16 protein-coding genes are annotated in these 22,028 nt (G+C 75.2%); 6 read left to right on the plus strand and 10 right to left on the minus strand.

The window, feature by feature from the left end:
• Positions 1–20: 20 nt before the first annotated feature.
• The 8 genes from CP974_RS28720 to CP974_RS28755 all read right to left on the minus strand — a co-directional run bounded on the left by CP974_RS28720 (position 21) and on the right by CP974_RS28755 (position 10,285).
• On the minus strand, positions 21–539 hold the full coding sequence (locus CP974_RS28720) for a shikimate kinase (RefSeq protein WP_031128624.1): 519 nt from the start codon (positions 537–539) through the stop codon (positions 21–23).
• Entirely contained in the window at positions 536–1,720 is a 1,185-nt protein-coding gene (gene aroC / locus CP974_RS28725; protein WP_031128622.1) for a chorismate synthase, read from the minus strand. Before aroC ends, CP974_RS28720 begins: the two co-directional genes overlap by 4 nt.
• Complete coding sequence (aroA, locus tag CP974_RS28730; RefSeq protein ID WP_078915327.1) at positions 1,717–3,057, minus strand: 3-phosphoshikimate 1-carboxyvinyltransferase; 1,341 nt, start codon at positions 3,055–3,057, stop codon at positions 1,717–1,719. The genes aroC and aroA overlap by 4 nt, the downstream gene beginning before the upstream one ends.
• Before the next feature lie 74 nt (positions 3,058–3,131).
• Positions 3,132–5,048, minus strand: a complete 1,917-nt coding sequence (locus CP974_RS28735; protein ID WP_031128620.1) for an anthranilate synthase family protein — start codon at positions 5,046–5,048, stop codon at positions 3,132–3,134.
• On the minus strand, positions 5,045–5,701 hold the full coding sequence (locus CP974_RS28740) for an isochorismatase family protein (RefSeq protein ID WP_031128619.1): 657 nt from the start codon (positions 5,699–5,701) through the stop codon (positions 5,045–5,047). Before CP974_RS28740 ends, CP974_RS28735 begins: the two co-directional genes overlap by 4 nt.
• A gap of 351 nt (positions 5,702–6,052) precedes the next feature.
• Positions 6,053–7,258, minus strand: coding sequence for a 3-deoxy-7-phosphoheptulonate synthase (locus CP974_RS28745; RefSeq protein ID WP_031128618.1), 1,206 nt, complete (start codon positions 7,256–7,258; stop codon positions 6,053–6,055).
• A 501-nt stretch (positions 7,259–7,759) separates the two neighbouring features.
• Positions 7,760–8,962, minus strand: coding sequence for an IS701 family transposase (locus CP974_RS28750; RefSeq protein WP_031128617.1), 1,203 nt, complete (start codon positions 8,960–8,962; stop codon positions 7,760–7,762).
• 132 nt (positions 8,963–9,094) lie between these two features.
• Entirely contained in the window at positions 9,095–10,285 is a 1,191-nt protein-coding gene (locus tag CP974_RS28755; RefSeq protein ID WP_078915325.1) for an IS701 family transposase, read from the minus strand.
• Positions 10,286–10,803: 518 nt separating this feature from the next.
• Here CP974_RS28755 and CP974_RS28760 point away from each other — a divergent pair.
• Positions 10,804–11,682, plus strand: coding sequence for a ScbA/BarX family gamma-butyrolactone biosynthesis protein (locus CP974_RS28760; protein WP_031128615.1), 879 nt, complete (start codon positions 10,804–10,806; stop codon positions 11,680–11,682).
• A gap of 113 nt (positions 11,683–11,795) precedes the next feature.
• Here CP974_RS28760 and CP974_RS28765 read toward each other — a convergent pair whose 3' ends face one another.
• On the minus strand, positions 11,796–13,205 hold the full coding sequence (locus CP974_RS28765) for an MFS transporter (RefSeq protein ID WP_174887801.1): 1,410 nt from the start codon (positions 13,203–13,205) through the stop codon (positions 11,796–11,798).
• Positions 13,206–13,484: 279 nt separating this feature from the next.
• Here CP974_RS28765 and CP974_RS28770 point away from each other — a divergent pair, with 279 nt between their 5' ends.
• Both CP974_RS28770 and CP974_RS28775 read left to right on the plus strand, forming a co-directional pair.
• Positions 13,485–14,114, plus strand: coding sequence for a TetR/AcrR family transcriptional regulator (locus CP974_RS28770; RefSeq protein ID WP_158935939.1), 630 nt, complete (start codon positions 13,485–13,487; stop codon positions 14,112–14,114).
• A gap of 65 nt (positions 14,115–14,179) precedes the next feature.
• Positions 14,180–15,085: an aminotransferase class IV family protein gene (locus CP974_RS28775; protein WP_078915323.1), complete on the plus strand. Its 906-nt coding sequence runs from the start codon at positions 14,180–14,182 to the stop codon at positions 15,083–15,085.
• 337 nt (positions 15,086–15,422) lie between these two features.
• Here CP974_RS28775 and CP974_RS28780 read toward each other — a convergent pair whose 3' ends face one another.
• Positions 15,423–16,130, minus strand: a complete 708-nt coding sequence (locus CP974_RS28780; protein WP_174887798.1) for a ScbR family autoregulator-binding transcription factor — start codon at positions 16,128–16,130, stop codon at positions 15,423–15,425.
• Between the two features lie 892 nt (positions 16,131–17,022).
• Between CP974_RS28780 and car the strand changes: the two genes are divergently transcribed.
• From car to CP974_RS28795, 3 genes are all read left to right on the plus strand, one after another.
• Positions 17,023–20,427, plus strand: coding sequence for a carboxylic acid reductase (gene car / locus CP974_RS28785; RefSeq protein ID WP_196786106.1), 3,405 nt, complete (start codon positions 17,023–17,025; stop codon positions 20,425–20,427).
• Positions 20,424–21,188 (plus strand): SDR family NAD(P)-dependent oxidoreductase, encoded by a 765-nt coding sequence (locus tag CP974_RS28790; protein WP_031128607.1) that lies wholly within the window; start codon positions 20,424–20,426, stop codon positions 21,186–21,188. The genes car and CP974_RS28790 overlap by 4 nt, the downstream gene beginning before the upstream one ends.
• A gap of 157 nt (positions 21,189–21,345) precedes the next feature.
• Positions 21,346–21,996, plus strand: coding sequence for a ScbR family autoregulator-binding transcription factor (locus CP974_RS28795; RefSeq protein ID WP_051838917.1), 651 nt, complete (start codon positions 21,346–21,348; stop codon positions 21,994–21,996).
• The last annotated feature ends 32 nt before the right edge of the window (positions 21,997–22,028 follow it).

A 22,028-nucleotide genomic window follows, 5' to 3' on the forward strand; every position in this document is an offset into this window, starting at 1 on the left:
GCCCGCACGGCGCGCGGGGCTCAGGGCGCGACGCGCGCCAGCGCGCCCAGGACCGCTGCGGCCACCTCGCCGGGGGAGCGGCCGTCGGTGGGCACGACGGCGGTCGCGACCTCCTCGTACAGGTCCCGGCGTGCCTCCATCAGTTCGCTCCACCGCCGGAGCGGGTCGGCCGCCAGCAGCGGGCGCGCGGCGCCGCCCCCGACCCGGCCGGCCGCCTCGCCGGCGCCCATCGTCAGGTACACGACCCGGTGCGCGGCCAGCAGCGCGCGCGTGCCGGCGTCCACGACCGCGCCGCCGCCGAGGGCGAGGACACCGCCGTGCCCGGCGAGCGCACGGCGCACGGCCCGCCGCTCCAGGTCCCGGAACACCGCCTCGCCCTCCTCGGCGAAGATCTCCGGGATGCTCCGGCCCCGTCCGGCGGCGACGTCGTCGTCCGTGTCGCGGTAGCCGGCCCCCAGCCGCTCGGCCAGGAGCCGCCCGACCGTGGACTTGCCGACGCCCGCCGGCCCGACGAGGACGACCAGCGGCGGCCCGGTCACCGGACCGGCAGGTGGTCGAGGTACGAGCGGACGTTGCGGCGGGTCTCCGGCACGCTGTCGCCGCCGAACTTCTCCGCCACCGCGTCCGCGAGGACCAGCGCGACCATGGCCTCCGCCACGATCCCCGCCGCGGGCACCGCGCACACGTCCGAGCGCTGGTGGTGGGCGGCCGCCGCCTCACCGGTGGCCACGTCCACCGTCCGAAGGGCCCTCGGCACCGTCGCGATCGGCTTCATCGCCGCCCGCACCCGCAGCGGTTCACCGGTGGAGAGCCCGCCCTCCGTGCCGCCCGCACGGCCCGAGGCGCGCCCGATCCGCCCGTCGGCGGCGACGATCTCGTCGTGCGCCCGGGAGCCCGGCACCCGCGCCAGGTCGAAGCCGTCGCCGACCTCGACCCCCTTGATCGCCTGAATGCCCATCAGGGCCGCGGCCAGCCGGGCGTCCAGCCGCCGGTCCCAGTGCACGTGCGACCCCAGACCCGGGGGCACGCCGTGGGCCAGCACCTCCACGACCCCGCCGAGCGTGTCGCCGTCCCGGTGCGCCCGGTCGATCTGCGCGACCATCGCCTTCGACGCCTCCGGGTCCAGGCAGCGGACCGGGTCGGCGTCGAGCGCGGCCACGTCCGCGGGCCGCGGGATCAGCCCGCTCGGCGCCTTCGCCGACGCCAGCTCCACCACATGGCTGACGACCTCGATCCCGGCCGTCTCCCGCAGGTAGGAGCGCGCCACCGCGCCCAGTGCCACCCGGGCCGCCGTCTCCCGGGCGGAGGCCCGCTCCAGGACCGGACGCGCCTCCGGGAACCCGTACTTCTGCATCCCGGCCAGATCCGCGTGACCGGGCCGGGGCCGGGTCAGCGGCGCGTTGCGCGCGAGGCCCGCCAGGACCTCCGGGTCGACCGGGTCGGCCGCCATCACCTGCTCCCACTTGGGCCATTCGGTGTTGCCCACCGTGATCGCCACCGGGGAGCCGAGGGTGAGCCCGTGCCGGACCCCGCCCAGGAAGGCGACCTCGTCCTGCTCGAACGCCATCCGCGCGCCCCGGCCGTGGCCGAGCCGCCGCCTCGCCAGATGCTCCGCCACCGCCTCCGTGGTGACGGGAACACCCGCCGGCAGCCCCTCCAGGACCGCCACCAGGGCCGGGCCGTGGGACTCCCCCGCGGTCAGCCAGCGCAGCCTGCTCACTCGCCCTCCTCCACACTCGTCCGGACACCGGGGGCACCGAGGACGCCGGGGCCACCGGGCGCACCGGGACCACCAGGGCCTCCGGGCAGCAGATCGGGGAACAACCGGCCCAGCTCCGCGTGGAACCCGGGGAACGTCTTGCCCACGCAGGCGGGGTCGTCCAGCACCAGCGGGACACCGGAGGCGAGCGAGAGCACCGAGAACGACATGGCGATCCGGTGGTCGCGGCGGCAGGCGATCCGCGCCGGGGCCGGGGTGCCGGGGTGCACGGTGATCCGGTCGGGGCCCTCGTCCACCCGCACCCCGCAGGCCCGCAGGTTCGCGGTGACGGCCGCGACGCGGTCCGACTCCTTCAGCCGGGCGTGCGCGATGCCGTGGATCGTCACGGGCGCGTCGGCGAGGGGCGCGATCGCGGCGAACGTCATGAAGGTGTCCGAGATGTCGCCCATGTCGACGTCGAACCCGCCGCGCAGCCGCCCGGTACCGGCGACGGTGGTGCCCTCGGCGGTCACCGACACCCGGGCGCCGGCCTTGGCGAGCACGTCCACGAACCGCAGGTCGCCCTGGAGGCTGCCCGTGCCCAGGCCCGGCACGCTCACGGCGCGTCCGCAGGCCGCGGCGGCGGCGAGGAAGTAGGAGGCCGTGGACGCGTCGGGCTCGATGTCCAGGGCGTGGGGACGGTAGCCGCCCGGCCGGATGGTGACGCGGTCGGCGTACGCGTCGACGCCGGCGCCGAAGCGGCGCATCAGCGCCAGGGTCATGTCCACGTACGGGCGGCTCACCAGTCCCTCGGGACGCAGGGTGAGCGGGGTGCGCAGCAGGGGCGCCGCCATCAGCAGACCGCTCAGGTACTGGCTGCTGAGGCTGGAGTCGAGGTCCAGTTCGCCGCCGTCCAGGCCGGTCGCGGTGATCTCCAGCGGCAGCCCGCCGCCGTCGGCCCGGACCCTCGCCCCGAGCCGGTCGAGGGCGTCCACCAGGGGCCGCAGGGGCCGGGCGCGCAGTTGCGCGGAGCCGTCGAACCGGTAGGTGCCGCGGCCGGCGGCCGTGAACGGGGGCAGGAAGCGGGCGGCGGTCCCGGCGTCGGCGCACCAGACCGGGCCGCCGCCGCGCGGGGCGCCGCCCAGCCCGGTGACGGTCCACCGGGACTCGTCGGACGCGGCGCGCACGGTGGCGCCGAGGTCGGTGAGGGCCTTGCGGAAGGCCAGGGTGTCCTCGCTGACCAGGGGCGCCCGCAGGGTGGAGGTGCCGTCTGCGGCCGCCGCGAGGAGCAGCGCGCGGTTGGTGATGCTCTTCGAGCCGGGGATCCGGGCGGTGCGGGGAAGCGGGTCGGCATGCATGGAAGTGGGTCGTCCTCTTCAGGCGGAGGGGTGCGCGGGGCGGCCGGCGGGTGTCCGGCCGCCCCGCGCGCGGTTCACAGCCGGGCGCCCAGGACGTCCGTCATGAGGGTGCCGACGAGGCGTACGCCGTCCTCGGTGAGCACCGACTCGGCGTGGAACTGCATGGAGGCGAAGTGCGGGCCGCGCAGCGCGTGCACCTCGCCGGTGTGCGGGTCGCGGCTGACCTCGACCGGGCCGACGCCCTGGCAGTCGGCCTTGTCCTCGGCGCTGCGCGCGGCGAAGGTGTTGTAGAAGCCCACGCGGGTGCGCACGCCGAAGAGGTCGATCTCCTGCTGCACGCCCTGGTTGGGCACCTCCCGGCGCACCAGCGGGAAGCCCAGCCGCATGCTGAGCACCTGGTGGCTCAGGCAGACCGCGAGGAACGGCCGCCGCTCGGCGAGCAGGGTGCCGATCGCCGTCCGCAGATGGGCGATCTTGGGATGGGCGGCGTCGCGCGGGTCGCCGGGGCCGGGGCCCATGACGACGAGGTCGTGCCCGTCGAAGGAGTACGGCTCGTCGAAACGCCGCACCGTCACCTCCAGCCCCAGGGAGCGCAGCTGGTGGTCGATCATCGAGGTGAAGGTGTCCTCCGCGTCCACGACCAGCACGCGGCTGCCCGCGAGGTGCGGCACGGGCCTCGCGCGCCCCGGGTCCTCGGCCAGCCAGAACCCGGCGAGCGTGGTGTTGCGCCGCTCCAGCGAGGCCCGCACGGACGGGTGCTCGCCGAGGCGCACGGCGCGGGCCGCTGAGGTCTCCGGGTCCGCCGGGCCGTCCGGCCGGAGCGCCGCGAGCAGCCCCGCCGCCTTGGCGCGGGTCTCGGCGACCTCGGAATCCGGGTCGGAGTGGCGGACGAGCGTGGCGCCGACGCCGATCCGGACGCGGCCGGTGCGGTCGATGTCGGCGGTGCGGATGAGGATCGAGGAGTCCATCGCCCGCCCGCCCTGCGCGTCGCGGCCGATGAGCGCGACGACGCCGCTGTAGTAGCCGCGGCCCCGCGGCTCGTACCGGCCGATCACCCGGCAGGCGCTCTCCAGGGGGGAGCCGGTGACGGTCGGCGCGAACATCGACTCGCGCAGGATCTCGCGCGGGTCCCGGTCGGTCTCGCCCTCGATGAAGTACTCGGTGTGCGCGAGGCGGGTCATCTGCTTCAGGTACGGGCCCACGACCCGGCCGCCGGTGTCGCAGATCCGGGCCATCATCTTCAGCTCTTCGTCGACGACCATGTACAGCTCGTCGGCCTCCTTGCGGTCCGCGAGGAAGTCCAGGACCTCGGGGAGGGTGGGGCCGGTCGGCGGATAGCGGTAGGTGCCGCTGATCGGGTTCATCACGGCGGTGCCGCCGGCGAGGCTGAGGTGGCGTTCGGGGGTCGCCCCGACGAAGGTGCGGTCGCCGGTGTGCACGACGAACGTCCAGTAGGCCCCGGACTCGCCGCGCAGCAGCCGGCGGAAGAACGACAGGGCGCTGCGCGGGGTGTAGCCGGTGATGTCGGCGACGAAGGAGCGCTTGATGACGAAGTTGGCGCCCTCGCCGGTGCCGATCTCGTCGGCGACGACCCTGCGGACCGTGTCGGCGTACTCCTCGTCGGGCACGTCGAAGTGGCCGCCGGCCAGCTCGGTCGGCACGTCCGGGAGCCGGTCCAGGACCTCGTCGAGCGGGAGCGCCGCCTGGTCGGAGACGGCCATCGCGATCAGCGGTGCACCGTCGTCCGGCGCGGTGAACCCCCGCTCGGCGATCTGCCGGTAGGGGATGAGCGTCAGCAGCTCGTGGCGGGGGCCGCCGGACGGCGCGGAGGGCTCGGGCAGCGGCAGCTCGGCGAGCGTCCGCGGGGTGGAGACCGTGCCGAGCAGCACGTCCACGCGGTCCGCGGCGCCCGACTCGGGGCGGTGCAGCAGGGCGAACGCCGGGGGGTTCGGCGCCAGCACCCGCTCCAGGAGCTCGGCGGGCGGGGTCATGCGGCGGCTCCGGCCGGTGCGGCGCCCAGCTGGGCGAGGACGGTGCCGGTGGTGGTGACGACGGCGCAGCGCTGGGCGGCGTACTCGACGGCCAGGCGGTGGTACGCCGCGGAGAAGTCCCCGACCGCGTCGGCCACCAGGAACGGCCGGATGTCGTGGGTGAAGGCGTCCACGGCCGTCATCAGCACGCCGACGTGCGCGTACACCCCGCACACCACGAGCTGGTCGCGGCCGAGTCCACGCATCCACTCCAGCAGCCCGGAGCGGAAGAAGGCGCTGTAGCGCCACTTGGTGAACACCCGGTCGTCCGGGCCGGGCGTCAGCGGTTCGACCACCTCCCGGTCGGCCGGGTCGACGCGCATGCCCGGCCCCCAGAAGTCCTTGAGCAGGCCGCGCTGCTCGTCGGTCATGCCGCCGGGCTGCGCCGTGTACGCCACCGGCATGCCCGTGGCGACGGCGCGCTCGCGCAGCAGCGCCGCGTTGCCCACCAGCTCCTCGCGCAGGGGCGCGGGGAAGGGGCGCAGGAAGTAGCGCTGCATGTCGTGGACGAGCAGCACCGCGCGGTCCGGGTCGGCGGTCCACTGGGCGGTGCCGCCGGGCAGGTCGTCCGCGGACGGCAGGGGGTAGGGCTCGATGGGGGGTATGCCCGCCATGACTGTGCTCTCCTCTGGCGAAGGTCGGGGGTGCGGCCGCGCGGGGGCGGCCTCGCGGTCCCGGCGCGCGGCCGGGCCGGGGCGCCGGCCGTGCTCCGGGCACGGCTCCGGGAGGCCGGGGCGCGGCCGCGCTCCGGGCTGGGTGTCCGCCTCGCTTCCGGCCGTGCTCCGGGCCGTGTTCCCGGCCGTGCTGCGTGCCGGTCACCGGCCGTGGTCCCGGGCGGTGGGCTGGACGGCGGCCGGCTCGGACGGCCGGGCCGGGCGGTGGGCTGGACGGCGGCCGGCTCGGACGGCCGGGCCGGGCGGTGGGCTGGACGGCGGCCGGCTCGGACGGCCGGGCCGGGCGGTGGGCTAGACGGCGGCCGGTTCGGCCGAACGGGCGGACACCCACCAGGCGGAGACCGCGGCGAGGGCCTGCACGGGGTTGAGCCGCGGATCGCAGAAGCTGGTGTAGCGGGTGCCGACCAGGTGCGCCTCGGAGCCGTCGCGGACGCACTCGGTGACATCGTCCGGGGTGGTCTCCAGGTGGAGGCCGCCGGCGACGCCGCCCGCCTCGGTGACCGCGTGCTGGAACTCGTCGATCTCGCGGGTGACCGCTTCCAGGAAGCGGGACTTCAGACCGTCCGGGGTGCTCACGGTGTTGCCGTGCATCGGGTCGGTCAGCCAGATCACCGGGTGCCCGGCGGCGCGGACGGCCGCCACCAGCGACGGCAGCCGCTCGGCGGCCGTGCCGGCGCCCATCCGGGCGATGAGGGTGAGCCGGCCGGCCTCCCGGCCCGGGTCGAGCCGCTCGCACAGGGCGAGCAGGTCACCGGCGGTCATACCGGGGCCGACCTTGCAGGCGACCGGGTTCACGACCTCGGACAGCAGGGCGACGTGGGCGCCGTCGAGCTGCCGGGTCCGCTCGCCGATCCACGGCCAGTGGGTGGAGGCCAGCAGCAGCCCGCCGTCCGCCTGCCGGCGCAGCATCGGCACCTCGTAGTCGAGCAGCAGGGCCTCGTGGCTGGTCCAGACGGGGGTGCCCATCCGGTCGGCCCCGCCGGGCGCCCCCAGCCAGCCCAGGTGGCCCATGATGTCGCGGGCGGCCTCGTAGCCGCCGAGCAGCCGGTCCGGGTCCGGGCGGCGCGCCTCGGGGCTGGGCTCCGGGCTGTTGACCATGTGGCCCCGGTAGACGGGCAGTTCGAGGTCGCCGACCCGCTCGGTGGGACGGGAGCGGGGCTTGGTGAACTGGCCGGCCATCCGGCCTACCCGCACCACCGGCCGGCAGGTGTCCATCTCCAGCGAGCCGGCGAGCATGCTCAGCAGCCCCGCCTTGCGGGCGACGTGGTCCCGGGTGCGCTCGGCGGGGTCCTCGGCGCAGTCGCCGGCCTGGACGACGTGCGCCTCTCCGGCGGCGACCCGGGCCAGCGCGGACCGCAGGGCGCGCACGTCCTCGGCGGTCACGAGGGGGGCGCGGGCGGCCAGTTCCTTGCGTACCCGCAGCACATGGGCCTCGTCCTCCCACGGAGGCTGCTGCAACGCCTGTTCACAGCGGATGTCGAGCAGGGCGTCGTCCACCGGATTCTCCAATCGGCACGCCATACGAGGCGGTACGGGACGCGAAACGGGGAAAGTGGGGGAGGGCTGATCCGCCGGGAACCGGCGGCCCTCCGTACCCGCTGATCGTCCGCCGAATTCCCCGGCGCCACCAACAAGGCGGGGCGCAGTCCGTCAGGTGCCGCGAGATCCGTCAAGTGGCCGGGAATGTGTCAAGTCGACGGAGAAAGGGCTGCGTTGCTTTCAGGCCGGACCCCCGGCGAATTCGCTCCGCGGCGCGGCGCATGTGTACGGGGTCCCGGCCGGCGGTCCGCCCGGTGCCCGGGGCCCCGTCCGCCGCCTGCCCGGCGCGCTGCCCGGCGGCGCCTCCCCGCCCGGTGCCCCGCGGGAGTTCCCGTACGCCGCCCACCCGGCGCCCCGGCCGGGCGCCACCGCACGAAGAAGGGACCGGCGGGCGGCGGTCGCGTACGACCGTCCGCCCGCCGGTCCCGGCGGAGCGCGTATCCCGGGCTCAGCGGCGGATCACCGCGAGCTCCTGGCCCGGGCGACCACCGCGTGGGCGGCCGAGGCCAGCGTCACATGGCGGTGCCAGCCGCCGAAGGAGCGCCCGGAGAAGTCCCGGATGCCCACCCGGTCGGCGATGTCGACGAAGTCCCGGTCGACCCGGTCGGCCAGTCCGCTCAGCCGCACCAGCGAGGCCGGCGGCGTGTGGGCGAGGTTGGTCAGCCACAGCTTCGCCGGCCAGCGCCCGCCCTCCTCGCCCACCCCCAGCAGCAGCGCCTCGCTCCGCTCCCCGGCCGGAGCGGGGCCGGGGGCGGCAGGGGGAGCCACGACCCGCACGGCGGCGACCCAGCGGGTGGACGGCGCCGCACCGGCCTCGTGGGGCGGGGCGGCCACGGGGCGGCGCAGGCCCCTGGCCATGATCATGATCTGTTCGGCGGTCAGCCGCCCCCGGCCGGGGACGGGCAGGGCCGGGTCGGCGACGGTGAGCGGCTGCTCCTCGCACACGCTCACCAGCAGCGGCATGCCGGCGGCGTGCAGCTTCTCGTAGATGGGTACGGCGTGCACCTCGCAGGAGTCGAGCACCATCGGGCGCACCGGCAGCCGCCACCGTCGCGTGGTCTCCAGGCACGCGTCGACCACGCACTCGCTCAGCGTCTGCGTCGCCACCCCGTCCGGGATGCCGACCTGGCTGCGCCGCAGGTCGTCCTGGAGCCAGGTCCGCGGCAGGTGCAGGCGCCAGTTGACCGGGACGCTGACACCGTCCGACGCGGCCCACACGCCGATGGCCCGCTGGGCGTTGAGCACCTGGCCCAGGGTGGGGAAGAAGTGCCTGTCCACGCCGACGGAGTGCCGGCCGGTCTTCGGGATGATGACCGGCTGCACCACCCACGCCAGGGGCGGGACGGAGCTGGTCCAGTGGGCGACGAGCGCCCGGCGGACGGGCACCCAGTCCCAGGTGGACGCGGAGATGAAGTGGTGCAGGTTCTGCTCCGACACCTGCTCGCCGAGGAGGGCCGCGATGTTCCGGACCGACTTGCGCCCCGGCGCCTCCAGCAGTCCGCGCAGGTACTGCATGGCCTTGCGGCTCTGGTCGCTGCGGGGCAGCGAGGTGAAGAGTATCGAGGAGATCTCGGACAGGGCGGCGTCGTGGGCGCCGGACGGGAACGACGTGGGGAGCGTCGCCCGCGCGGCGGTCGTGGGACGCGGATCGAGGCTGAGCATGGATCTCCTAACTGCAGGTCAACCCGTCGTGGTGGGGACGTCCGCTGTGATCGAGCCAGAACACCGGGCGAGTGCGCGGTCGAGGGTAGGGCGCACGGGGTGGGGTGAGTCACCACCCGGTGACCGAAAGTGTCAAATTACCGGACGGTAGTCCCGTTCTTGCGCGGGCGACCGGTCGCGCGCCACCGCTCCCCGGTGCCCGCGGGCCGAGACCGCCATCAGATGGGCCACGGAGGCCAGCGTGATGTGCCGGTGCCAGCCGGGGAACGAGCGCCCTCCGAAGTCCCGCACGCCGACCCGGTCGGAGACCTCCACGAGGTCGCGCTCCACCACGGCGGTCAGCCGGGTGAGCCGCAGCGCGGCGGCGACGCCGGAGGGGTCCCGTCCGGTCAGCCACAGCCGGGGGAAGGCGCGCCGCTCGGGGCACCACTCGCCGAGCAGCGTCATCGGCTCCCGGCGCCTCGGGGACGCCACCACGGGGACCGCCGCCACCGTCGTCGAGCCGTCGCCGGGGTTCACCTGCTGCCGCAGGTGCGGCAGCGACTCGGCCAGGTCGCCGGCGGTGCGCAGCAGGTCCCCGTAGGCGGGGAGCTCCCAGCGGTCGATCCGGACCGGGAGGGACGGGCTCACCCGCACCGCGAACGGCCGCCCCGCCGCCGCCAGGATCCGTACGAGCGGCATGCCGCCCGCCTCCGGGACGTCCACGACCACGGGCAGTCGCGGCACCCCCCGGATCTCCGCGAGGCCGGCCACGGCCCGCCGTACACAGGTCTCGACCGTGTCGGCCGCGGCGTCCTCCGGGACGCTCGCCCGGCTTCGCAGCGGGTCGGCCGTCCAGCGGGCCGACAGCCGCAGCTGCCAGTCCACCGGGACCGCCGCCCGCTCCGACGCCAGCCAGGCCCCCACCGTGCACTGGCCGTTCACGGTGCCGAGCGGGGTCTGCTGGGGGTCCGCGCCGACCGAGTGCGGGCCCGTCTTGGGGATCAGGGTGGTGCCGATCACCCACGCCTGCGCGGCCAGCGCGCGCTGCGCGTGCCGGGCCAGGTCGTGCCGGACGGGCGTCCAGTCCCAGGGCGAGGCGCTGATGAAGTGGTGCACGCTCTGCTGCGCCGAGGCCCCGTCGAACTGCGCCGCGACGCTCCGCAGCGTCTTGCGCCCGCGTACGGACAGCAGCCCGCGCACATAGCGCTCCGCCTTCAGCCGCTGCCCGTTGAGGGGGAGGGATGCGAGCAGTCCGCGCAGGACCGCGGCCTCCGCCGCCGTCAGCGGCCCCCCGTCGCCGGTGCCGCTCTCGTGTCTTCGGTCGTCGCCCAGATCCCGCATCGCCGCCCCCTGCCGCAAAAAAGGACTCCCGTCCTGTTTTTATACGCGGCAGGGGCGCTGTGACCGCGCATTCGCGCCAACGCCCGGCCGGAGAGGGGGTCGTGGACGCCCTGGGTGATCCGTGTCCTCGCCGGTCCGTGCGCGCGCGGGCCACCGCGATCCCTCTCGCGCCGCGGCACGGACGTCCGGTGGGGCGGGGCGGAGCGCAGGGCGGGGCGCGGGGAGTGGGCGGCGGGCTGCCGGGAGGGCGGCGAGACCGGACGAGCGGCCCGGAAGCGGCCCGGAGCGCCCGGGAGCCAGGGGCCCCGCCCCCGGACGGCCTGGAGGTGCCTCCTCCGGCGCAGGGGCCTGTGGCCCAGGCGTCCTGACGCCGTCTCACATAGCGCTCGTTGCCGTGCCCTTCAGACGGCTGTTCCCTACTCTTACCTGGGCCCACACATACGTTTGGCTGAAACCGAACGGCTATCCGGTATTTTGGCATCGCACTGAGCCCGGCCCAACCGACGACTCAGGGGGGAATGTTGTACGACACCACGCTCGACCCGCGCCCATCCGCTCCACCGGGCCTCGGGGCCTACGCCCACATCCGGCGCGAGGAGCACCTGCTCGTCACGGGCTGGGAGCGCGCGGCCCGCCACGAGTTCGACCTGGACCTCGTGTGGCCCGCCGTCCAGGGCGACTTACCGTACGACCCGCGCGTCCTCGCGCAGACGATCCGGCAGACGGGTCTGGTCGTCGCGCACGGCGCCTACGACGTGCCGCTGACCCACCAGACCGTGCTCAGCGCCCTGAGCTTCGCCCTGCCCGCCTGCCCGCCGCTGCCCCGCGGCCGGACGACGTCCGCGCGCGTGCGGGTCGCGGTGGACGAGGGCGAGGCCGGCCGGCGCACCCGGCGCACGCTCCGCATGACCTTCCACGTCCAGGTGGACGGCGCCACGCTGGCCCGAGCCGAGAGCGAGTTCGGCTGGATCCCCGAGCGGGTGTACGAGCGCCTGCGCGGCGTCCGCCGGCACGTCGAGTGGGGCGCCTGGCCGGTCCCCGACCCCGTCGACGCGCGGACGGTGGGGCGCACCCGGCCCGCGGAGGTGGTCCTGGCGGCCGCCGACCGCCCCGGCCGCTGGCTGCTGCGCAACGACGTCGGCGACCACCAGCTCTTCGACCACCCGGTCGACCACGTGCCGGGGCTCGCCCTGCTGGAGGCCGCCGACCAGGCGGCGCGCGCCCTGTGCTTCCCGCGGTCGCCGGCGGCGGGGCGCGTCGACGCCCTCTACCGGCGCTACGTCGAGTTCGACCTGCCGTGCCTGATCGAGGCCGAGCCGCTCGCCGACCCGGGCGCCGTGCGCGTGACCGGTACGCAGGACGGGGAGGAGGCGTTCCGGGTCGACTTCCGCCCCTGAGAGCGGGGCGGGGCCCCGGACGGTGAGCCGTCCGGGGCACACGGCGGCCCCGCCGTACGGTCCGTCCCGGGTGAGGGGGCGGTCCGTGCGCCGGGGCTGCCGTGGGCGCCGGGTCAGTGGGCGACGGCCTCGGCCTCCTCCTGCGGGGCGCCCGTCTCCTTCGGCACCCAGCGCAGGGCGAGGACGCCCAGGGCCAGGCAGAGCAGGCTCGCCACCCCGATCGCCAGGTGCATCCCGCCGAGGAAGGCGTCCTTGGCCTCGGCGACGGCGCCCGCGGAGATGCCCGGGCTGTCGAGCGTCTCGTCGAGCGTGCCCGCCACACCGGGGCCGGTGAGCCGGAAGAACACCGCCGCCAGCGAGCCGAGCAGGGAGATGCCGAGCGCGTTGCCCAGCTCGTTGCTCATCTCCGCGAGCGACGCGGCCGACCCGGCCCGCTCGGGCGGCACCGCGGCGACCGCCGTGTCCGCCACGAGGCTGAAGGAGAAGCCGTAGCCGACACCGGTGATGACGGAGGACGCGATGAACGCGGCCACGCCGTACTCGGTGGTCGTCAGCAGCAGGAGCAGCAGCCCGAGGCCCATGAAGAAGTGCGAGGCGATCAGCGCGGACCGCATGCCGATCCGCTCCACCACCCCGCTGGCGCCGACGCAGGAGACGGTGAGCACGGCCGCCCCCGGGAGCACCAGCACGGCCGCCATGAGGACGCTGTAGCCGAGGACGGACTGGAGGTAGACGCCGGTGAGGTAGCCGGCGGCCGCCCACGCGACCAGCGACAGCAGGCCGGTGAGGATCGCGACGGTGAAGACGTGGTCCTTGAACAGGCGCAGGTCCAGGAGCGGGTACTCCAGTGTCAGCTGCCGGCGCACGAACCACACCAGGATCGCGACGCCGGCGAGCCCGGTGACGACCGGCGTGGGGGAGAAGCCCTCCGCCGCCAGCGTCTTGACCGCGTAGACCGCCAGCAGGATGCCGACGGCGGACAGGACGACGCTGAGGGCGTCCACACGACCGGGGTTGCTCGTGCGCACCTCCTTCAGCAGCACCGGCGCGAAGGCCAGGAACAGCACGACGACCGGGATGTTGATCAGGAAGACCGAGCCCCAGTCGAACCTGCTGAGCAGCAGGCCGCCGATGACCGGGCCGACGGCGAACCCGGCGGCGAAGGTGGCCGCGAAGATGCCGATGGCCTGGGAGCGCTGCCTCGGGTTGTGGAAGAGGCTGCTGATGATGGCCAGGCTGGCCGGCAGCAGCGTCGCGCCGCCGAGTCCCATGAGCGCGCGGCAGGCGATGAGGATCTCGGGGTTGGGCGAGAAGGCGGCGCCCACCGAGCCGATGCCGAAGACGACCGCGCCGGACAGCAGGAACTTCAGCCGGCCGTACCGGTCACCGAGGTTGCCGAAGGCGATGAGCAGGGACGAGACCACGAAGCCGTAGATGTCGAGGATCCACAGGGCCTGGTCGGTGGTGGGGGTGATGGCGGAGGTGATGCTCGGCATCGCGAGGTAGAGGACGGAGCCGTCCATCGCGACGAGTGCGACCGGGCCGAGGACGAGGACGAGGCCGAGCCAGGCCCGTCGGTCGGCCCGCTCCGCGACTAATTCCTGGGAAGTCACGGGGGCAACCTTTCAGGAGAGGGTGCGAGAGGGTTCGGGTACGAGTGGATGCCGCATACGGTGTACGCGAAACGCGTGCGTACGCCGTATGCGATCTCGATGCGTACAAAGTACGCGAAATCGATGCGTACGTCGTACGCAAGCTGCTGGGTATAGTACTCCATGGCCATCAACACGCAAGGACGGCAAATGAGTTCACCAACCTTGTCGCGCAGGGTGATCGTGGCGGCCGCCGTTCGCATCGCCGACGCGGAGGGCGTGGCGGCCCTCTCGATGCGTCGCCTCGCGGCCGAGCTGGGGTCGGGCGTCATGTCGCTCTACCGCCACGTGGCGAACAAGGACGCCCTGCTCACCGAGATCACCCGGGCGGCGTGCGAGGAGCACCCCTACCCGGAGCCGGCGCCCCCGGACTGGCGGGACGCGATGCGGCTCGCCGCGCGGCTCGACTGGGAGGTGTACTGCACCCACCCGTGGGCGCTGGTCACCTCCAGCTCCGCCCGGCACTTCTCGGACACCTCGTGCCTGGACTGGATGGTCGACGCGCTCGCCGACCTCACCGACGACCCCGACCTGGCACGGTCCTTCTCGATCGCCGTGTGGTCGTACGTGCAGGGCGTGTGCATCCAGCACGTGGCCCAGCAGCTCCTCTCCGCCGGGGAGTCACCCGAGCAGTCGCCGCTCCGGGCCACCGAGGAGGACTTCGAGACGGGCCTCGAGACCCTGCTGGACGGCATGGAGCTGCGGGCGGCGCGCGCCGCGTCGGAGGGCGGCCCGGAGAAGCTCTCCCCCCGCGCCTTCCCGCCCCTCGCCGTACGCTGACCGAAACCCCGGTCCCCGGACGGCGCGTGCGGTGTCCGTCCGGGAGCCGGGTCGTTGGGCACGGCATGACGACTCCCCTGACGCCCTCCTCCGCACCTGGCTCGGCGCCTGCCCCGACGTCCTCCCCGACATCCGCCCCGCCCTCTTCACCGGCCCCTCCGCCGGCCCTCCTCCCGGCCGTCGCCCGGCTCGACGGCCGCGAGGCCACCGCCGCCGACCTGGCCCCGCTCGCCTTCGCCGGCTACGCCCACTTCACCGCCATGCAGGTCCGCGGCGGCCGCGTGCGCGGACTCGACCTCCACCTCGACCGGCTGCGGCACGGGTCGATGGAACTGTTCGGCCGCGCCCTGCCGGACGAGCGGGTACGGGACCTCCTGCGCGACGCCCTGCGGGACGCCCCGGCCGACCTCTCGCTGACGGCGACGGCCTACTCGCCGGCCGGCGAGTTCAGCGCGGCGGGGCCCGGCGACGAACCGGGGCTCCTCGTCCGCACCGCCCCGCCCGCCTCCGGCCCCCGGGGTCCGCTGGCGCTGACGGTGGTGGAGCACGAGCGGTTCCTGCCGGAGGTCAAGCACGTGGGCGAACCCGCCAAGACCTACTTCCTGCGCCGCGCCGCCGACCTGGGCGCCGACGAGGTCGCCTTCACCGACCGCCGCGGGCGGCTGAGCGAGGCGTCCATCTGGAACCTCGCCTTCTGGGACGGGTCCGCCGTGGTGTGGCCACGGGCCGGCATGCTGACCGGGGTCACCATGGGCGTCGTGCGGCGGCGGCTCGACGGGCTCGGCATCGCCCAGCGGGAGCGGGAGATCACCCCCGGCGACCTGCCGGAGCTTGCGGGGGCGGCCGTGCTGAACTCCTGGACGCCGGGCGTCGCGGTGCACCGGATCGGAGCGGTTGCGCTGCCCGAGGCCCCGGACTTCGTGGCGCTGCTCCATCGCGCCTACGAGGCCGAACCGCCCGTTCGGCCGTAGGGGCGGGGCCAGGGGCGGCCCGCCGCACAGGCCCGGCCTCCGGTCGGATACCGCCTCGGACCGCGCAGTGGCTCGGACGCGTTCTGCGTCAGGGGCGTTCCGCCTCGGGGCGCGCCCCGTCCACCGCCGTCCTGTCGGGCGCGGTCGCCGCGCACCGTATCGTCTCGCCGTCCGCGCCGGGCCGCCCTCCCCGCCGGGCCGCCCCTCATCCGGGCCGCCCTCCCCGCCGGGCCGCCCCTCATCCGGGCCGCCCTCCGTGCCGGGCCGCCCTCCGTGCCGCGCCGCCCTCCGTGCCGCGCCGCCCGCGCCGGGCCGTCGTGCCGAAGCCGCCCCGCCGTCAGCCCACGCCGCAGCCTCGCCTCGGACGGCGCGGCGCGCCCTCCGAGGCTCCCGGCGCGTCCGAGCCCCGCTCGTCCCGCGACCGCCTCTCGTCGCCGGAGGGCGGGCCGCCCTCCGGGGCCAGCCGGTCCCGTATCCCCTCGGCGGCCAGCTGGGGCAGTACCAGACGCCAGAAGGGCGTCACCGTCTGCTCCGAGGGCCGGACCGGGCGCCGCCGCAGCTCCTCCAGTCCCGCCATCACCGCGGTGATCGCCAGGGCCGCGTCGTCCAGGTCCACGCCGGGAGCCAGCTGGTCCTCCCGCCCGGCCAGGTCGAGCAGCCCGCGCACCCACTCCCGCCAGTGCTGCCACAGGCACTCCCCGTTCGACCACGCCGGATCGCGCGCGAGGCCGAAGCCGGCCCGCAGCACCGGATCGTCGGAGAGCCGCCGGGCCAGCGCGTGCGAGACGTCCACCAGCAGCTGCAGCGGCGCGGGGTGCCGGTCGGGCACGGGTCCGGTGACTCCCCGCAGGATCTCGGCGGCGCACGACTCGACCGCCTCGCCGAGCGCCTGCTTGCTCCGGAAGTGGAAGTGCATCGCGCCATGGCTGACCTGGGCCACGGCGCAGATCCGCCCGACGGAGGAGCCCGTGAACCCGTTCCGGTCGAAGACCTCGGCGGCGGATCGGATCAGGCGTCGACAGGTCTTCGCGGCACGGTCCTGCATGGCGATGCGCACTCCAGGCTGGGGAGGGGAAACCGTGAGGGGAAGGCGACCGGCACGTGACGTGCCGGGGCGATCCCGGGTTCACGGAGACGGCGGGGTCGCGGGTGAGAGTCCCCGCGCGGCGCTCCACTCTTACCACGCGGACAACACCCCACGTATCGCCCGCCGTTGCGAGTGGCGGGATATCGTGCCTGGCCACCGGCCACGTCGGGGCGGCGGCGCCGCGCAGTACGGCCTCCGCCCCGCATCCCGTCGCGGCCCGTGGACGCGGGGGGCCGCCCACGGCCCGCGCGCCCGACCGGCCCCGGCCCGCGCGGTCGGCGGGCGCACGGAGCCGCGCCCCGGCAGGGCACCCGCGAGGCGCACCGCGCGACGCACGGAGGCCGCACCGCGGAACACGCCGCGGACCACACCGTGGGAGGGGCCGCGACGGGCGGCGAGGGTATGGCGCAGAGTACGCGGCGCCGCGCGGCCACGGCGAGACGCCCCCACCCGTGCTCAGCCCGGCATCCCGGCCGCCGGCGTCCCGGCATCCCAGCCGCCGGCGCCCCAGCCGCCGGCGTCCCGGCCCCCGGCGACTCGGCGTCCCGGCGGTACGGCGTCCGGCGCCACGGTGCCGGGCAGTCCGGCGGCGCCCGGCCCGCCTCCGCACCCGACTTGACAGATCGTCCGCCCGACCTGACGGATCGTCGCCCTTCCGCTCAAGGCGAGCCGTGGCCTGTGCCTAGCATCGGGTGACGAGCGGGAAGCGGCACCGGGCCGATCCGTACGTGCGGCCCGGCGCACCCGCCGAACAGCCCACCCGGCACCGGCGCGGCCCCCGGCCGCCCGGCCCCCTTCCCTGAAGTCGGCCAATCCTGCGACGCGGAGACCCAGAATGCGACTTGCGCACGTGGTGGCATCTGTCATGGAGCGCCACGCCGACCGGCCCGTGATCGGCGAGCGCGTGAAGGAGTTCGCGCGTGACGACGAGACGGGCCGGACCGTGATCCGGCTGCTGCCCCGCTACGAGACGACCAGCTACCAGGAGCTGTGGGCGCGGGTGAGGAGCGTGGCGAGCGACTGGCACCACCACCCCTCCCACGCGCTGACCGCCGGTGAGCGCGTCGCCCTGCTCGGCTTCACCAGCCGCGACTACACGACCGTCGACCTCGCCTGCATCCATCTCGGCGCGGTCGCCGTCCCGTTGCAGACCAGCGCCGCGCCCGCACAGCTGCGCTCCATCGTCGCGGAGACCGAGCCGGCCGTCGTCGCGGCGAGCCTGGAGCGGATGGACGCCGCGGTCGACCTGGTACGCGACAGCCCGTCGGTGCGGCGGCTCGTCGTCTTCGACCACCACCCCGAGGCGGACGACCACCGCGAGGCGTACGACGCCGCACGCGCGCGCCTGGCCGAGGCCCGGCCCGACGTGCTCGTGGAACCGCTCACGGAGATCGTGCGGCGGGGCGCCGGCCTGCCCGAGGCCCCGCTGTTCGCCGCGCCCGAGGGCGAGGACCCGCTCGCCATGCTCATCTACACCTCCGGGAGCACCGGCACCCCCAAGGGCGCCATGTACACCGAGCGGCTGGCCGCCGCGATGTGGGGCGGCGCCTGGGCGAAGCTGTTCGACGAGACGTACGCCGTCACCTTCCACTACATGCCCATGAGTCACGTGGCCGGGCACTCCTCGCTGAAGGCCACCATGGTCCGCGGCGGCGCCAGCTACTTCACCGCGAGCAGCGACCTGTCGACCTTCTTCGAGGACATCGCCCTGGCCCGGCCCACCGAGCTGTCCCTGGTGCCCCGCGTCTGCGAGATGATCCACCAGCGCTTCCGCAGCGAGGTGGACCGGCGCACCGCGGCCGGCGCCGACCCGGCGGCCGCCGAGGCGGAGGTCCGCGCCGACATCCGGGACAACGTCCTCGGCGGGCGCGTCACCTGGGCCAGCTGCGCCTCCGCCCCGCTGTCCGCCGAACTGACCGCGTTCACCGAGTCGCTGCTCGGCCTCGAACTGCACAACGTCTACGGCTCCACGGAGGCGGCCGGCGTCTCGGTCGACGGCGTGCTGCTGCGCCCTCCGGTGACCGACTACAAGCTCGCCGACGTCCCCGAGCTGGGCTACTTCCGCACCGACTCGCCCCACCCGCGCGGCGAACTGCTCCTGAAGACCGACGTCATCATCCCCGGCTACTACAAGCAGCCCGAGCTGACGGCGGAACTGTTCGACGAGGACGGCTACTACCGCACCGGCGACATCGTCGCCGAGCTGGAACCCGACCGGATCGCCATCGTGGACCGCCGCAAGAACGTCCTGAAGCTGTCGCAGGGCGAGTTCGTCGCCACCTCCCGGCTGGAGGCCGTCTTCGCCGCGAGCCCCCTGGTCCGGCAGATCTTCGTCTACGGCAACAGCGAGCGCTCCTACCTCCTCGCCGTGGTCGTCCCCACCCCCGACGCGCTGCGCGCGGCGGACGGCGACGAGCGGGCGCTGCGGCGCGCCCTGGGCACCTCGCTCCAGGAGCTGGCGCGGGAGAGCGGCCTCAACTCGTACGAGATACCGCGCGACCTCCTCGTCGAGACCGAACCGTTCAGCCAGGCCAACGGCCTGCTCTCGGACCATCGCAAGCTGCTGTGGCCGCGCCTGGTGGAGCGCTACGGCGAGCGGCTGGAGCAGCTGTACGCCGACACCGCCGCCCGCGAGGACGAGGAGCTGCGGGAGATCCGCCGCACCGGCGCGGACCGGCCGGTGCTGGAGACCGTCCAGCGGGCCGCGAGAGCCCTGCTCGGCGGCTCCGCGGCCGCCATCGGGCCCGACGCCCGCTTCCGCGACCTGGGCGGCGACTCGCTGTCCGCGGTGTCCTTCTCCGCCCTGCTCCAGGAGACCTTCGGCGTCCGCGTCCCGGTCGACGTGGTCATCAGCCCCGCCTCCGACCTGCGGCACCTCGCCGAGTACATCGAGGGCCGGCGCGGCGCCGCCGACCGGCCGACCTTCGCCTCGGTGCACGGCGAGGGCGCGACCGAGGTCCACGCCAAGGACCTCACCCTGGACGCGTTCGTCGACGCGTCCACCCTCGCCGCCGCACGGACGCTGCCCCGCGCGCACGACGAGCCGCGGACCGTGCTGCTGACCGGCGCGAGCGGCTGGCTGGGCCGCTTCCTCGTCCTCCAGTGGCTGGAGCGGCTGGCCCCGTCCGGCGGGCGCGTGGTCGCCCTGGTGCGCGGCAGGGACGCCGAGGCGGCCCGGCGGCGGCTGGACGCCGCCTTCGACAGCGGCGACCCCGAGCTGCGGCGGGCCTACGAGACGCTGGCCGAGGGCCGGCTGGAGGTCGTCGCCGGCGACATGGCCGCGCCGGGCCTGGGCCTGGACGAGGCCGTCTGGGAGCGGCTCGCCGACGAGGTGGACCTCGTCGTCCACGCCGGCGCGCTCGTCAACCACGTCCTGCCCTACCCGGAGCTGTTCGAGGCGAACGTCGTCGGCACCGCCGAGCTGATCCGGCTCGCGCTCACCCGCCGCCTGAAGCCCTTCACCTACATCTCCAGCGTGGCGGTCGCCACCTCCCTGCCCGGAGGGGCCGCGCTCGACGAGGACAGCGACGTCCGCGACGCCCTGCCGGTCCAGCCGGTCGACGGCGGCTACGCCGGCGGGTACGCGGCCAGCAAGTGGGCCGGCGAGGTGCTGCTGCGGGAGGCGCACGACCTGTGCGGGCTGCCGGTGACCACCTTCCGCTCCAACATGATCCTCGCGCACAGCAGGTACGGCGGACAGCTCAACGTCCCCGACATGTTCAGCCGCCTGCTGTTCAGCGTGCTCGCCACCGGCATCGCGCCGCGCACCTTCTACCGGGGCGACGCGGCGCGGGCCCACTACGACGGACTGCCCGTCGACTTCACCGCGGCGGCCGTCGTCGCCCTGGGCGGCGAGACCGGGCGGGCCGACACGTACCGCACCTTCAGCCTGGTCAACCCCAACGACGACGGCGTGGGCCTCGACACCTTCGTCGACTGGCTGACCGAAGCCGGCCACCGCGTCGAGCGGTTGGACGACTACGCGGACTGGTACGCGCGGTTCGAGGCGGCGATGCGCGCCCTGCCCGAGGCGCAGCGGCGGCACTCGGCCCTGCCGATCCTGCACGGCTTCCGCGAGCCCGAGGAGCCGGTGCCCGGATCGGTCATCCCCTCCGACCGGTTCCGCGCCGCCGTGCGGGCGGGCGGGGTCGGAGGGTACCGGGACATCCCCGGTCTCGACCGTCCCCTCCTCGCCAAGTACGCGCAGGACCTGACGAGTCTGGCGTCCTCCGCGGGGGTAGTCACCCGGGCATGAACAGTGATCTTCTCAACGGCAAGGTCGTCCTGGTCACCGGAGCGAGCAGCGGCATAGGCGCCGCCGCCGCCAGGGTGTTCGCCCGGGAGGGTGCCGCGGTCGTCCTCGCCGCCCGCCGCGAGGAGCGGCTGGCCGCCCTGGTGGAGGAGCTGACGGCGAAGGGCGCCGAGGCCCGTTACGCCGTCTGCGACGTGACCGATCCCGGGGACGCCGCCCGCGCGGTCCGGACGGCCGTCACCGCGTACGGCCGGCTCGACGGGGCGTTCAACAACGCCGGAGTCGGGGGCGACCGCACCCCGCTGCACCTGATGTCCGACGACGTCTACGACACCGTCATGGACGTCAACGTCCGGGGCGTCTGGAACTGCCTGCGCCACGAGATCGCCGCCATGCTCCCGCATGGCGGCGGAGCGATCGTCAACAACAGCAGTGTGGCCGGGCTCGTGGCGATCCCCGCCGCCGCCCCGTACGTCGCCGCCAAGCACGCGGTGATCGGCCTGACCCGGGCGGCGGCCGACGAGTACGCCCGCCAGGGCGTCCGGGTCAACGCCGTCGCCCCCGGCACCACCCGCAGCGAGATCACCGAGGGCTGGTTCCGGCGCAACCCGGGCCTGGAGCGGACCGTGAACGCGATGACGCCCCAGAACCGCACGGCCGAACCGGAGGAGATCGCCGCGGCGGCCGCCTGGCTGCTGAGCGACCGCTGCCCGTTCCTGACCGGGACGGTGCTGCCCGTGGACGGCGGTTTCGTCAACCAGTGACGGACACCGCCCGAGGCGCGGAGCCGGGGAGATCCCCCGTTCCCGGCTCCGCGCCCGCCCCTTGGTAGCATTCCGCACCTGGCGATAGGCGACGGACGGCGGACCGGCGTCCGCGCGGTGCGGCGCCGGGGCGCGGGGGAAGGGCGGGGGCGGCCGAGTGGCGTGTCAACAGCGTGCGATCCGCACGCGCGATTCCATCCTGGAGACCGTGGCGGGCCTCTTCAACGAAGTCGGCTACGAGGCCGCCACCATCGCCTCGCTCGTCGAGCGCACCGGACTGACCAGGGGCGCCCTCTACTTCCACTTCCCGACCAAGGAGGCCATGGCGCGCGGGGTCCTCGCCCACGCCGTGACCCGAGAGGGCATCAGCCCGCAGGAGTACAAGCTCCAGGAGTGGGTCGACCTCGGACTCGTCCTCGCCTACCGGCTGCCGCGGGAGCCGCTGCTGCGCGCCGCCGTCCAGCTCTCCGTCGACCCGAAGGCGCGCAGCCTCTTCGGCACCCGCTGGCCCGACTGGATCGACGTCGGCCAGGACCTGCTCGGCGAGGCCAAGAAGCGCGGCGAGCTGCTGCCGCACGCCGTGCCCGAGGAGATAGCGCGGCTGGTCGTCGGCGCCTGGACCGGGGTGCAGCTGGTGACCGAGACGCTGCCGGACAGCCCCGGACTGGCCGAGGAGATCGCCCGGCTCTACCAGCTGATCCTGCCGAACGTCGCCAGCCCCGGCGTCCTCGCCAAGCTCGACACCTCCCCGCACCGGCCCGAACGCCTCCTGCGCCCCTCGGAAGGGCCCGACGCCCCCGGCGCGTGAGCGCGCCCCTCGCGGCACCCCGGCCCGGCCCC

Origin of the sequence: Streptomyces fradiae ATCC 10745 = DSM 40063, from assembly GCF_008704425.1 — a bacterium.
Lineage (GTDB): Bacteria > Actinomycetota > Actinomycetes > Streptomycetales > Streptomycetaceae > Streptomyces > Streptomyces fradiae.

Bases quoted from the DNA above. Each gene is read 5' to 3' on its own strand.
- CP974_RS28790 (WP_031128607.1), top strand. From the start codon at position 20,424: ATGAACAGTGATCTTCTCAACGGCAAGGTCGTCCTGGTCACCGGAGCG.
- CP974_RS28770 (WP_158935939.1), top strand. From the start codon at position 13,485: ATGAGTTCACCAACCTTGTCGCGCAGGGTGATCGTGGCGGCCGCCGTT.
- CP974_RS28765 (WP_174887801.1), bottom strand. From the start codon at position 13,205: ATGGACGGCTCCGTCCTCTACCTCGCGATGCCGAGCATCACCTCCGCC.
- CP974_RS28750 (WP_031128617.1), bottom strand. From the start codon at position 8,962: ATGCTCAGCCTCGATCCGCGTCCCACGACCGCCGCGCGGGCGACGCTC.
- aroA (WP_078915327.1), bottom strand. From the start codon at position 3,057: ATGCATGCCGACCCGCTTCCCCGCACCGCCCGGATCCCCGGCTCGAAG.
- CP974_RS28755 (WP_078915325.1), bottom strand. From the start codon at position 10,285: ATGCGGGATCTGGGCGACGACCGAAGACACGAGAGCGGCACCGGCGAC.
- CP974_RS28760 (WP_031128615.1), top strand. From the start codon at position 10,804: ATGTTGTACGACACCACGCTCGACCCGCGCCCATCCGCTCCACCGGGC.
- CP974_RS28780 (WP_174887798.1), bottom strand. From the start codon at position 16,130: ATGCAGGACCGTGCCGCGAAGACCTGTCGACGCCTGATCCGATCCGCC.
- CP974_RS28740 (WP_031128619.1), bottom strand. From the start codon at position 5,701: ATGGCGGGCATACCCCCCATCGAGCCCTACCCCCTGCCGTCCGCGGAC.
- CP974_RS28735 (WP_031128620.1), bottom strand. From the start codon at position 5,048: ATGACCCCGCCCGCCGAGCTCCTGGAGCGGGTGCTGGCGCCGAACCCC.
- CP974_RS28775 (WP_078915323.1), top strand. From the start codon at position 14,180: ATGACGACTCCCCTGACGCCCTCCTCCGCACCTGGCTCGGCGCCTGCC.